Raw genomic sequence first — 204 nt, forward strand, 5'->3', positions numbered from 1 at the left:
TCCTACAAATACTGTTACACCTTCTTTTGGCGTTAATACTGGTGCTTCTGTATCTTTTTCGCCAGTTTCTCCACCAGTGTTTCCACCACCAGTTTCTCCACCAGTGTTTCCACCACCAGTTTCTCCGCCAGTGTTTCCACCACCAGTTTCTCCGCCAGTGTTTCCACCACCAGTTGGTGGTTTAGTTGGATCTGTTGTTCCACC

1 pseudogene is annotated in these 204 nt (G+C 48.0%); it reads right to left on the reverse strand.

Features of this window, described 5'->3' with window-relative positions:
• Nucleotides 1-204: pseudogene (locus MR107_RS31310) on the reverse strand (adhesin); the annotation flags it as partial.

Source organism: Bacillus cereus group sp. BfR-BA-01441, assembly GCF_022663075.1.
Lineage (GTDB): Bacteria > Bacillota > Bacilli > Bacillales > Bacillaceae_G > Bacillus_A > Bacillus_A cereus.